Below are 12,738 nucleotides of genomic sequence, written 5' to 3'. Positions count from 1 at the left end.
TCCTAAAGGTATAGCGATAAATACTCCTTATTATTCTTTTATCCGTTCACCATTCACCGCGACTGGGCATAGGTTACAGTAAAACGAAAAGCCTAGGAGGTTTTTTCATGAAACGTTTCCTTATCCTAGGCATTATTCTTTGCCTAGGTCTTGCCTGTTTTTTGAGCGGTTGCTCCAGCAGTAATTCGAATAGAATCCGAGTAGGAGAGGTGACTCGCTCCCTTTTCTACGCCCCACAATACGTTGCATTAGAAAAGGAATTTTTTAAAGAAGAAGGGTTAGAAGTCGAAGTAACAACCACCTGGGGTGGCGATAAAACAATGACCTCCCTGCTATCCGATGGAATTGATGTCGCATTGGTTGGTTCTGAGACCAGCATTTATGTAGATCAACAAGGTCCGCAAGATCCAATCATTAATTTTGCCGTACTCACCCAAACCGATGGCACATTCCTCGTCGCTCGTTCTAAACCAAAGCACTTCGCTTGGGATCAGGTAAAAGGCAAGGTATTTCTTGGCCAACGAAAAGGTGGCATGCCCCAGATGGTCGGAGAGTTTGTACTGAACAAAAACAGCATTGATCCCCAAAAAGATGCCACCGTTCTGCAAAACATTGAATTTAAAAATATCCCGTCTGCCTTCGCCTCAGGTACTGGAGATTTTGTGCAACTCTTTGAACCAACAGCATCGCAATTTGAACAAGAAGGCATCGGTTATATAGTCGCCTCCTTTGGTAAGGAAAGCGGAAATGTTCCCTATACCAGCTATATGACCAAACAAAGCTATATCCTGAAAAATAAAACAAACATTCAGAGATTTACTAACGCCATTTATAAAGGGCAACAATGGGTACATTCTCATTCTGCCGAAGAAGTGGCAAAAGTGATTACTCCCTATTTTTCGGATGTAAAAGCAGATATCCTCACTCGTTCCGTTAAGCGCTATCAGGAACAGGCTGCTTATTCAGCTACTCCCTTATTAAAAAAAGACGACTGGGAATTATTGCTGGAAATTATGAAAGCTGCTGGAGAGCTGAAACAATCAGTACCTTATGAAAAACTAGTGAATGATACGTTTGCCAAACAGGCGTTAGGAGGTAAATAGCTCATGCTCCCTTCTCCTCAAGCAAAAATTGAGTTAAACCATGTCACCCACCTATACGTAACCCCACGCAACGCATTCATGGCAGTCAACAATATTTCCTTGCATGTGGAGGAAGGTGAGTTCGTCTGTTTAGTAGGCCCGAGCGGTTGTGGAAAAACCACCTTACTTTCACTCATAGCAGGACTTGAAAAACCTACGGCAGGTCAAATATACGTAGACAGAAATCACCTAACAGGAACTACTCGTAAGGTAGGCTATATGCTTCAACAAGATTATTTATTTAACTGGCGCACGATAGAAGAGAATGTGTTTCTCGGATTAGAGGTGCAAGGAATCCGTACCAAAGCAAATGAAGAATATGCCTTGCATCTCCTAGAAGAGATGGAGCTGATTCACTTTCGCAAGGCTTCCCCACAGCAATTATCTGGCGGAATGAAACAACGTGTAGCCTTGGTCCGAACACTTGCCTGTCAACCAGAAATCCTTCTTCTAGATGAACCCTTCTCCGCTCTGGATCACCAGACGAAGCTTAAACTTGAAGATCTTATTATTGAAACCTTGCGTCGCCACAAAAAAACGGCTATTTTAGTCACCCATGATTTACAAGAAGCAGTAGCTATGGGAGACCGAATCTACATATTAGATCGAAATCCGGGACGCATTCGTTCGGAAATGAAGATACCAGAGATCATCCGTCAGGCGTTGCCGTTCCAAGCTCGACAATTGACCGGCTTCTCCGATCTGTATAACCACGTGTGGAGAGAGATGGAGGGAAGTTCTGATGGAGCAGATTAACATCGATCGCATTCATCAGCAGTATAAACATAGCGTAACACGTACCAAATGGTTGGTTTTTCTCACTCAGCTTCTAATCTTACTCGTTTTTTTAGGTACGTGGGAAATGGCCGCTTTCTTCCAATGGATTGATGTTCTGTTGTTTAGCTCACCTAGTCGAATCTGGAGTTTGTTTATTGAAAAAATGACTGATATGAGCTTGGTGATGCATACCAGCGTAACCGTACTTGAAACTGTCATTGGCTTTATACTTGGAACCCTCTTTGGTACCTTACTCGCCATCATGATTTGGTGGTCTCCATTTTTATCACGAGTGCTGGAGCCTTATTTAATCATTGCAAATAGCATGCCCAAAGTTGCATTGGGTCCTCTGTTTATTGTAGGTTTAGGTCCTGGAGTCATCTCCATTATCGCAACGACACTCTCTGTTTCGATTATTATTACCGCCATAACGATTTATTCTAGCTTCCGTGAGGTTAATCCTAACTATTTGAAAGTCATGCAGACCTTTGGTGCAAGCAAAAGTCAGATGTTTGCCAAAGTGATCTTTCCCGCCACAATGCCTACGATTATTTCTTCTTTAAAAGTAAATGTCGGACTTTCTTGGATAGGCGTTGTTGTTGGAGAATTTTTAGTTGCTCAAAAAGGCTTAGGCTATCTAATTATTTATGGATTTCAGGTTTTCAATTTTTCCCTGGTCATGGTATCTCTCTTCGTCATTGCCCTCGTCGCCGCTTTTATGTACCAAGGTGTAAGCTATTTAGAGAAGAGGCTTACCAGCCAGTTTAAATAGATAGCAATACCGAAAAGTCGCTCCAATTCAGGGCGGCTTTTTCCTTTCATCCCCCTCAAAGGATAACAATGCACACAACTTACATTTACAAATCTATAAAAATAGATATAATAATCCGTATGGAACCTTCATTGATTTATAAAGCACTGACAAACGAGACGCGTAGACAAATCTTGCTATGGCTAAAAAATCCAGGGGAATTCTTTGATGAAAAACCCTATTTACAACAAGGGCTAAATTTTCAAATTGGTGTATGTGTGGGCGATATTCAAACGAAATCTGGTTTAGCACAATCAGTCATCTCTAGTTATTTGTTAACCATGCAAAAAGCTGGGCTGTTGGATTCTGAACGAATCGGAAAATGGACGTATTATCGACGAAATGAAAAGACCATCCAGGAATTTTCCGAGTATGTCCAAAAAGAACTATAAACGGAAAGGAGGTATATTTTTTTGATTTTTAATATCTAGATATATAGATATGTATATGTTAAAGAAGGTTCCCTATACGAGGAAGAATGGAGATTTATTTATATGAAACAGATTAACCCTCTTCTTATCATGATGCTGGCTTTAGGCGTATTCGGTATCATTACCACTGAAATGGGGATTGTAGGGGTTCTCCCCCAGATCACACAGAAATTTAATATAACAACTTCACAGGCAGGAGTACTTGTAAGTATATTTGCTTTAGTCGTTGCTATTTCAGGCCCATTTCTGACATTGCTTGCTTCTGGTGTCAATCGAAAAGTAATTCTGTTAACTGCTATCCTTATGTTCACGATTGCAAATATTGTTTATGCTTATACAACTAGCTTCGAGATCATGCTAGCTTTCCGTATTCTGCCTGCTATTTTTCATCCTGTCTTTTTTTCAGTGGCTCTCGTGACCGCAGCCAAGCTTGTCCCTCCAGAAAAAAGCGGGCAAGCAATCACAAAGGTTTTCGCTGGAATAACTGTCGGATTTGCTTTTGGCATCCCTTTGACATCTTTTCTCGCCGAACAATTGTCATTAGAGGCTGCTTTCCTGTTTGGGGCTATTGTAAGCGCAATTGCTTTTGCAGGAATTTTATTTTGGCTCCCCTCCATGCCTGTAAAAGAAAAGATGTCTTATGGAAAGCAGGTTAGTATAGTACGAAAGCCTGGATTATGGTTAAATATCGCTACAGTTATATGTATCTTTGCAGCTATGTTTTCTGTATATAGCTATTTTGCCGAATATCTGGGACAGGTAACACACATGAATGGCTCCTGGATTAGTTTAATGTTGATGGTGTTTGGACTAATTATGATAGTTGGCAATTTTTTGTTTGGGGGTTCCTTACAAAAAAGCCTACCAAAGACAGTGATATCGTTTCCGCTTCTATATATGGTCATTTACGTACTTGCTTACTATTTGGGTTCATGTTTCATCCCGATGGTGGTTATCGTATGTATTTGGGGAATCATACATTCTGGTGGCCTTATCATCAGCCAAACCTGGCTCATGACTGAGGCAAAAGAATCTCCTGAGTTCGGCAATAGTTTATTTGTCTCGTTCTCCAATCTTGGAATTACGTTGGGAGCTTCTATCGGTGGCTGGTTTATTTCTCAACTGGGAATCCATCAGCTTCTCTGGAGTGGAATAGCATTTGCATTGCTTGCTTTCCTCTTCATCATGATAAAAATAAAAATATTCAGATCTGCCAAAGAGGAAATAGATGTGGCGTAAAATCTGGCATAAGAGTTTGCAAAAGAAATCCCGTCTCGTCTGATGAAAAGTTGATTTTTTCGTATGTAACACAGTACTGTTAATCATCCCTCCTGTATACTACTCAAATTAGAAAAATAGCCGGTATACCCATGCTAGTGTGGTATATCCGGCTTTTTTATCTTAGATTCAAAGTTCTCTATCTTCATAGAGTACGATTTATGAGCCTATAACGTTTTAGTGAAATCTACCAAGGACTGTGACATTTTATTGATCTCATCCATCGATGAATTTACTTGCTCTGTCAAGGCGGCTTGGGTCTGTGTAAGAGTACTCATTTTTCCGATATGTTGTAGAATAGTTTCAATGAGTTCCTTCATATCATTCAAACTGTTTTCAATGTTTACGGTAGCATTTGCACTATGTACAGCTAATTTCCTTACCTCATCTGCGACAATACCAAAACCACGCCCCTGTTCACCTGCACGAGCTGCTTCAATTGCTGCATTTAAGCCTAATAGATTCGTCTGTTCAGCAATTTCTTTAATAAACTTTGAAATATTTTTCGTTTCATCTGCACTACCTTTTGCTTTATTAGCGGCTTCAGTAGATTGATCCTGAGCAATGGCAAGCTCCTGTGCCTGATTGGTTATTGAATTGACACCTTTAACCATATCGCTAATAGAGTCTGACAGATGCTGCATTTGAGTGGTCATCTCACGTACGACCTGTTCTTTGTTTTTTTCGAGGGTAATATCCCGTATCGTCCCAGCTACTCGTAGTGGAATACCTCTACTACTTCGAATGGTTTCACCACTGGCATGATACCAGCGATACTCACCATTTTTTAAACAAAGACGATAATCAATATCAAATGGAGTATTCCCACTATAATCGTTTAAATGATTAGCAAAGGCTTCTAATGTCCGTTTTTCATCCTCTGGGTGAAGTCTACTACTCCAGCTACTCATCACATTTGGGAAATCTGTTTCGTCTTTAAATCCAAGTGCTCTTCGGAATTGAGGTGACCACCAAAATTCATTATTCGGATTAATAACGTCCCCCTCAACAACGGTCATATCCCAAGGAGCTTCCACGAGAACTCGATTGATAAGATCATACCGCTCAGCCAAGGACACTAATTCTTGTTCTTTCATCTTCTTGTCATGTATATCAAATAAAGCACCTGCTACTCGTAAAGGAATGCCATCCGGATCTCGAACTGTTGCCCCAGTAGCTCGGAACCAGCGATATTCGCCGTTCTTTAACAGTAAACGATATTCCACATCATAAGAAGTTTTTCCTGAATGGTCCAATAGATGTTTTTCAAAAGCTTCTAGAACCTGACCATGATCTTCTGGATGCAGTTTTGATGCCCAACTATCAAGGACATTGGGAAAATCCGTTTCATCCCGATAGCCTACCATTTTGCGAAATTCATTCGTCCATGTAAAGGTGTTCTGAGGATTTACAGGATCGCCCGCTATAACATTCATATCCCATAAACCCACTTCAATGGCTTCCGTCACCAAATCAAGCCGAACGGCTACATTTTCTCTGAAGCTTTGCATGGCGTTTAGAACAACATTCAGATTCTCAGCAATTTCCTTTAATTCTGGATTATCTGTAGACGGTTGAAATACACTTGAAAAGTCATTTTTTTCAACCATCTTTCGTAATTTTCGACTTTCCTCTACGAATGCAGTAAGCTCGTTAGCTTGTCCTGACTTAAAAAACATAGATCATCTCCCCTTTTACAGTTGTATAAAATCCTAAAGTAATCGAATCCCTAACCAAACCTGCCCAATCTATGAATCTTCTGCTGAATTATTTAACTGCAATTTTACCCATTATGGAAAACAAGGCTTAAAAAGCTCTTTTGCTTTCGAAAGGGCTTTTTCTGATCATTTGTTATTCATACTTACTGTTGTTCAATCAAACGCTAGACTAAGAACTTTACATTTTCCACCATTGGATTGAAAGATAACAAGTTTGAAAGGTATGCTTATTATACAAATTTCGTCAATATACGACAATGATTAAAATGCATTAACTCGTCACTATTGCATCTATGACTGTAACGTTCACCATTACTGGTGGGCACAAAAAAATGACTCTGAACGAATAACAGAGTCATTTTTTAATTTATGGGTATGTTTTCATATTTTCCTTTGAGGATATAACGCTTGTTTCTCTCAGCCTAGTTTTCTATTATTTTGACATCCTTAGGTAAATCAAGAGTAAAGTCTTTTTCATTGAATTGTGGATGAAAATCTACTTTAGTAACTGTATACTCGGAAATTTGTTTGTCATTCGCATTCGATATTTTGTTATCGACAGCAGCCTTTACTCCCGTTGAAGATATTACAGCTTGCTTATTACCTTCCATACTTTCTTCCTTATAACTAGTAGACGTACCACCCTTACTAACATAAAAACTCGTCCTACCATCCTTTGTAGTTTCTATACGCATCTCATTATTTATCGTATTGTCCCACCATTTATAATTCGTTGTAGCTGTTTTAGGACTGTTTTCAATAAGTCGATTCTGCGTCGTAAATGTTGCCTCCGTATAGGTAGAGATCGGCGTTTTTTTATTCATTTCAGCAATTATCTGATCCAGAGTTAGAGCTTGCTGATTCTTGCTAGCCGCTGCATTCACTCTATCGGCTAGCACTGGAGAAAATGGGGATATGGCTGATAACATTACTGCCAATGTACTTACTACTATAACCGTTTGTTTCTTCATATAAGTTATCCTCTCTTTCTTTGATTCGTTTATTTGATCCAGCAAAACAGAGAGCATTACACTATATTTTTATTTTTAGACAATGTCGTTCTAAAATGGCTTTATGTTTTTATCTCTTAGTCTGATGGGTAACAAAAAAGTCACCCACTTCCCTTGGATGACTTTATAGCCCCTATATCATTGCAAGAACAGCTTTTCGCGTATTCTAATCATTTTCCTAGCAAATAAAATGACAATCGCAAATCCAATGGCTCCTACTCCAAATGTCAAAACAAATCGACCATCTTGATACAATAAGCTACCGATAATAGGTCCTACCGCCATACCAACATAACGAATAAAATTATAGAAGCCAATCGCCGTTGCCCGCTCTGCTACAAAGAGCTCGGTTAATAACGTGCTTTGGAATGGCATGGCATAACCACCACTAAATCCATATAAAGATAAACTAAACAAGAGCCACCCAATAGATATATTTGCTGTCAGTGTAAAAATGACGACTGCTATCAGGTGCAAAAAGCAAGTGAACAGCAATCTTTGTTCGCTTCTCCCCAGTTGTTTATCTTTTAATCGACCACTTACAAAACTCCCCGCCATCAAGCTTAGGGACAATGGTAAAAAAGCAAGCCCTGTTTGTTGTGCAGATAAGCCGTATATGTTCTGTAGCACATGTGGTAAAAACACCAACACACTGTAAAATAAATAGAATTGAGCAAAGCCAAGCAACAATACTAGCCGGCCAATCGGGTGAACAAGTACTTTTCCATAGGCTTGTAGTTGGAATGTTCGTGCGATTCCCTTTGTTGGCTTAGTTTCTGGGATAATGACTAGACTAGCAATAAACATAATAAGACCCGTTACACCTAAAAAGGAGAAAATACCCGTAAATCCACTCTGACCTCCAATAAACCCGCCTAACAACGGTCCGATTACCGAAGCCAAGGAGAGAAGCATCTGGTAGTTACTCATTGCTTGTGCTCTCTGTGATCCTTCGAATATATCTCCAATTACCGTAGCAGCCACCACGGGTATTGCAGCTACCCCAATCCCTTGTAATACACGAAAGAATAAAAACCAAGAAATGCTTCCTGAAAAGGCGCATCCCACAGAAGCTATAACATAGAGGAACAGACTAGGTAGTAACACAGCTCTGCGTCCTTTCGTATCAATAAAGGGGCCATAGACAATTTGCATGATAGCTAGGGCAATAGTGAACACAGAAATACTTAGATTGATCAGGTATGGCGATGTTTGTAATTGCTCCTGCATTTGCTGTAAGATCGGCGTGTAGATGTTTTGAGACAGCGATCCTACTAACGCGCTGATTGCTAATGTATACAAAATCAATTTTGTTTTCATGCTAATTTCCTCCTAACCAATTAAATATGCTCTATTCTGTCTGCTTGCTCTTATGTTCTGCAATGGCATCGGCCAGCAGACGATCGATAAAAGCTAGCTCAGAGCTAGAGTATTTTTGTAAAAACCTCTCTATTCTCCTCTCTGCCTGTTCATGTAGCCCCTCATGTAAACGGAAAATTTCAGCTCCCATAGATGTTAATTGAAAATGAACCTCCTTTTGATTATCAGCTTTTTGTTTTTTTACTAGATAACCTCTTTTCAAAAGCTTCGTACTAATCTTAGAAATAGCTCCACGAGTCATATCCATCTCTTGTGAAATGGCCGTCACATTAACCTGTCCATATTTTCCTATACAAGCGATAACATGCAGTTCTGATAAAGTCAGCTCCTCTGTCGGTCTGTCTATATCTCGAATGGAGTTCAGTAAGCCTGTTTGTCGTTTTTTACTATTTTCTTCATGTTGGTGTAGTAGCTTTTGCAACTTTCCTACAATTTGTTGTGTAGTCATGTATTTACTTCTCCTTATCTTTCGGTCATTTTTGTTTCCTAGGAAACAAAATAAGTATATCCTGCCTAATTTCAAATCACAAGATTATGCAAAATTACTTATGTCTCTTACCTACATATAAAAAAACATTCCATCACCACACACTGGTGGTACATGGAATGTTGATATTGCTATTTTCGAACCTATATTATTTGACACCCTCTTGAATACTCGATACCCATTGATCTAACGACCGGCGTTCCTTGGCTTTAGGTATTTGTTGCGGATAGCCTAAATGAAGCGAGCCTACAATTTTTTGGTTGGAACGAAAACCTATTTCCTTTATAAATTCTGAATCAAAAATATAAGGATTGGTCCGCCACACAGCCCCAATATTCTGTTCCCAGCATAGCAGTTGAATGTTTTGGATAAATGCACAAGTAGCCCCGACTGATTCAAAATCCTTTTTTTCATGGTCGAACATATCTGTTGCTATCAGAATCGAAATTGGTGTACCTTCAAAGTATTCCCGATAGGACTCTCTTACCTTTTCTATTTTTTCATCCGTATAAGATTCAAAAAGACCAATACGCTCGTAACTCTTAAAGACACATTGAAAAAAATACTTTTTTTCTTGCTCAGTCGAAGCAATTTTGACTGCCCAAGGCTCTACTTCGCTATGAAATGGAGCGTATGCTGCTTGTTCTAAAATTTTATAAATCTTCTCCAGCGGAATAGGAGTGTTTTTCGTTTGTCGTACCGTTCTTCTCGATGTAATCAGTGTTGCCAACGTCTGCGTTGCTTCTGTCATGTGTATATTCCTCCCCAATGGTTTATTAATCTGATGGTATCGTGCAGTTTTTTATATGTGTGTAAGCAATAACAGGTAGCCCTGTTAGTTAGCATTTTTACGTTTACATTTGTAAGCTCATTCCACGAAATATATCTCCATCACTAAAAATGATAATCATTATCAAATATACAATTGCATTTTATCACCTTTTTGACTAGGATACTAGAGGATATCGTCAACAAACTGTTTACGCTACGAACATCGATAAAACAAAAACAAGACCCTATCTTCCCAAAAGGGAATAGAGCCTTGTTTCAATTTTTATATGTTTATGTTGCTTATTACCAAACTTTCCACCAAGGTTTCTTTGTTTCTCCGTTGGTAGCTGCTGTATTTTTCTCATCTGCTTGGTGTGCTTCTAGCAGTTCCTGTGGCAATCTGTCCACGTACTCTTGTACCGCTGGTTTAAACTCTTCACGTGTATGTTCAACTAATTCTTTTAGGACATCAATCGCTTTTTTTGTCTCATCGGTTTGCAAGAGCGCATTGATATAATTAAAGCCAGCATATGGTCGCTCAAAGCTTGGTTTCCAATATTGCTCGCTAATTTGGATCAGCTGATAAACGTACCCTGCTTGTCCTAGTTCCCCTGTCACGTTCATTACAATTTCTTCATGACCGTTCACTTTATCTAGTGTTTCTTTAAACATGTTCATAGCAGTCAAGAGGTCGCCTTCCTTTAATGCGACAAGTGCTAACACATAATGCGGACGCCATGCACCTTCTCGGTTTCCAAGTTCTGTTAAATATTGATATAGCTCTTCTTTTTTTCCTGCCTCCATAAAGGAATTGGTCAACCATTCTAACCCATTATCTTGGTTTGGATCAATAAGTAATGACTTTTGCAACAGCAAACCAGCTGTATGCTCTTCCCCTCCCTGTGCATAAAGGCGGGCTAGGTTAAGATGAGCGGTAGCTGATTCTGGATATTGATCAATTGTTTCATGCAACAGCTTCTGTGCTTGAGGAAATTCCCCTAATTGCATATGTACAATGGAACGGAAAATCATTGCTGGTTCAATTGGACCATACAATTCCAATAAACGATCCGCTGCTTTGGAAGCATGTTCAGGAAATTCCTGACGTACCAGTTCCATAGCAAACTCTCGTAATTTTTCATTCTCATTCCAGTAAAGATCCATATACTTCGGAATTATTTTATTTTGAAAATCCTCGCGGGATAACTGCATACTCTGTCCATCTTCATTTTGAAATTCGATAAAATCTGACATGGCTAAAAGGCCTCTCTTTCCATGGCGATACAAGCTTCGTCACCTAGTTTTTATAAAATCGATCTCTTCTCTAACAGACTTCTTGTTATCCCCCTGCAATTCCTGCAATGGAGGTATAGAAAATACAAAATGATCTCCCCAAGCCAACTTTCTTTGGCCCTATGGGGAAATCATTTTGGTAGTCACTTATATCCAAGCTTTCATATTTACCTTACGAATAAATTCCTCAGGTGATTCCTTTGTCGCACCTTGTTCAGGCTCTTCGTCAGCGAGACCTACCACTCTACGAAACAATGCTTCATTTTTGGTAGCCAACGCAAAGTCAAGCAAAGCTTCTTGCTGCGCTCGCTCAGCTGCTTCTTCCCAAATGCTCTCTTCTAAAGAGATATCTTTATCCGTCACAGGAAAATGCCGATCATATTTTGGGACACGAATCAACCAGTCAAAAGCCGAATCCGGGTTGCGATCGCGGCCAATAAGATAGGCATGTTCTCCGATTGGCAACGATTGTTCGAAGGAATCTGCTGTGATAATTACCCGTTGTCCAAGTGTAAACATAGGCACGAGCCCCCCTTTTCCAACAGCTATTGTACTATCTATCTTACTCATTTCGTGTAGAATTGGAAAGAGAAAATCCTTGATTAGGCAAATCAGGATAGGTAAATGGTGTTCATTTGGGTAGTTTCTGCATATTCCTCCTCTTAAAAAAACAAAATATTTGTTGTACAATGAAAATATTAGGTCAATAGTTGAATTACGGATACTAAGAAGCATAATGATAAAGAGGTGTAGCTTGTGAACGGAATGTTTTCCTGGTTTATTATCGGCTGGACCATTGTGCTGGTTGGACTGTTTGCCATTGGTGGCTATTTTATGTTCCGAAAATTTCTAAAATCCATGCCCAAACAAGATGGTAAATCTGACTTAGATTGGCAAGATCACTTTATTGATCAGACAAGGCATATGTGGGACGATGATAGCTTAGAGTTATTAAACGAATTAGTACACCCTGTTCCCGAATTATTCCGTCCAGTCGCAAGACGTACGATTGCTGCTAAAATTGGACAGTTGGCTCTGGATGAAAAAGCTGAGCATATGACGACAGAGCTGATCATTCGTGGCTACATCATTGCCACGCCAAAACGTGATCATAAATTTTTGATTGCTCATTTAAAAGAAAAAGAGATTGACTTTACACCTTTTCAAAAATATTTACAAGCCTGAAACTTCCCCGCTCCTATTTCGTATATATTACTAACCGACTCAAAGGGGAGACACAGAAATGAAATTCTTACTCATTTTAGCGATGTTAGCTTTAATTCCGATTGTATTGATTGCCGTAGTGGCACTTGTTATAGCAGGCAAAGCTAGTCGGTTTATCCAAGGACTGAAAAATGGCAATAACTCTCGTAGTTTTACCAGTACCGTGTCACATAAAAACGAGGCTTTTCAGAACAAACCTCGCGAACATTCCATCTCAGATGATGACGATGTCGTATTCCTTGGTAAACGTCAATAACAAAAACAAACGAAAGTAGCTTCTTGTAAAAAGCTCAGTGAAAGCTACATTCGTAGTTTATGATAAAACATCGATGTAGATAACAAATCAAAACCCTTCTGATCATCCCCCACCTCAAAAAGAGGGCTGGAGCATCAGAAGGGTTTTCGTATGGAATTTT

General features: G+C 39.5%; 14 protein-coding genes. 7 read left to right on the top strand and 7 right to left on the bottom strand.

Going from position 1 to position 12,738, the window contains the following annotated elements:
• Positions 1-107: 107 nt before the first annotated feature.
• The 5 genes from ACQV1I_RS08430 (at position 108) to ACQV1I_RS08410 (ending at position 4,400) form a co-directional block, all read left to right on the top strand.
• A complete protein-coding gene (locus ACQV1I_RS08430) occupies positions 108-1,103 on the top strand; it encodes an ABC transporter substrate-binding protein (RefSeq protein ID WP_094699228.1) in 996 nt (331 codons plus the stop codon).
• A gap of 3 nt (positions 1,104-1,106) precedes the next feature.
• A complete protein-coding gene (locus ACQV1I_RS08425; protein WP_116334579.1) occupies positions 1,107-1,898 on the top strand; it encodes an ABC transporter ATP-binding protein in 792 nt (263 codons plus the stop codon).
• On the top strand, positions 1,885-2,691 hold the full coding sequence (locus ACQV1I_RS08420; protein ID WP_104032169.1) for an ABC transporter permease: 807 nt from the start codon (positions 1,885-1,887) through the stop codon (positions 2,689-2,691). The genes ACQV1I_RS08425 and ACQV1I_RS08420 overlap by 14 nt, the downstream gene beginning before the upstream one ends.
• A 119-nt stretch (positions 2,692-2,810) precedes the next feature.
• A complete protein-coding gene (locus ACQV1I_RS08415; protein WP_094699309.1) occupies positions 2,811-3,122 on the top strand; it encodes an ArsR/SmtB family transcription factor in 312 nt (103 codons plus the stop codon).
• Positions 3,123-3,224: 102 nt separating this feature from the next.
• Entirely contained in the window at positions 3,225-4,400 is a 1,176-nt protein-coding gene (locus tag ACQV1I_RS08410; protein WP_094699231.1) for an MFS transporter, read from the top strand.
• 206 nt (positions 4,401-4,606) lie between these two features.
• Here the strand turns inward: ACQV1I_RS08410 and ACQV1I_RS08405 are convergent, their stop codons facing one another.
• From ACQV1I_RS08405 to ACQV1I_RS08375, 7 genes are all read right to left on the bottom strand, one after another.
• Positions 4,607-6,118, bottom strand: a complete 1,512-nt coding sequence (locus tag ACQV1I_RS08405) for a methyl-accepting chemotaxis protein (protein ID WP_116334578.1) — start codon at positions 6,116-6,118, stop codon at positions 4,607-4,609.
• A 461-nt stretch (positions 6,119-6,579) separates the two neighbouring features.
• Positions 6,580-7,128 (bottom strand): hypothetical protein, encoded by a 549-nt coding sequence (locus ACQV1I_RS08400; protein WP_116334577.1) that lies wholly within the window; start codon positions 7,126-7,128, stop codon positions 6,580-6,582.
• Positions 7,129-7,305: 177 nt separating this feature from the next.
• The gene (locus ACQV1I_RS08395; protein WP_116334576.1) at positions 7,306-8,487 is read right to left on the bottom strand and encodes an MFS transporter; all 1,182 of its coding nucleotides are present in this window, start codon (positions 8,485-8,487) and stop codon (positions 7,306-7,308) included.
• Positions 8,488-8,518: 31 nt separating this feature from the next.
• Complete coding sequence (locus ACQV1I_RS08390) at positions 8,519-8,995, bottom strand: MarR family transcriptional regulator (protein ID WP_116334575.1); 477 nt, start codon at positions 8,993-8,995, stop codon at positions 8,519-8,521.
• Between the two features lie 187 nt (positions 8,996-9,182).
• Positions 9,183-9,785, bottom strand: coding sequence for a nitroreductase family protein (locus ACQV1I_RS08385; protein WP_116334574.1), 603 nt, complete (start codon positions 9,783-9,785; stop codon positions 9,183-9,185).
• A gap of 323 nt (positions 9,786-10,108) precedes the next feature.
• Positions 10,109-11,059: a tetratricopeptide repeat protein gene (locus ACQV1I_RS08380; protein WP_094699237.1), complete on the bottom strand. Its 951-nt coding sequence runs from the start codon at positions 11,057-11,059 to the stop codon at positions 10,109-10,111.
• Between the two features lie 186 nt (positions 11,060-11,245).
• A complete protein-coding gene (locus ACQV1I_RS08375; RefSeq protein WP_018672074.1) occupies positions 11,246-11,617 on the bottom strand; it encodes a hypothetical protein in 372 nt (123 codons plus the stop codon).
• Between the two features lie 246 nt (positions 11,618-11,863).
• Between ACQV1I_RS08375 and ACQV1I_RS08370 the strand changes: the two genes are divergently transcribed.
• Together ACQV1I_RS08370 and ACQV1I_RS08365 are read left to right on the top strand one after the other, a co-directional pair.
• Complete coding sequence (locus ACQV1I_RS08370) at positions 11,864-12,283, top strand: DUF2621 family protein (protein WP_176452334.1); 420 nt, start codon at positions 11,864-11,866, stop codon at positions 12,281-12,283.
• Positions 12,284-12,341: 58 nt separating this feature from the next.
• Positions 12,342-12,578, top strand: coding sequence for a hypothetical protein (locus ACQV1I_RS08365; protein WP_018672072.1), 237 nt, complete (start codon positions 12,342-12,344; stop codon positions 12,576-12,578).
• Positions 12,579-12,738: the final 160 nt, after the last annotated feature.

The organism is Brevibacillus sp. JB24b, from assembly GCF_051713385.1.
GTDB classification, from domain to species: domain Bacteria; phylum Bacillota; class Bacilli; order Brevibacillales; family Brevibacillaceae; genus Brevibacillus_B; species Brevibacillus_B laterosporus.
This window is presented reverse-complemented; position numbering and strand designations above follow the sequence as displayed.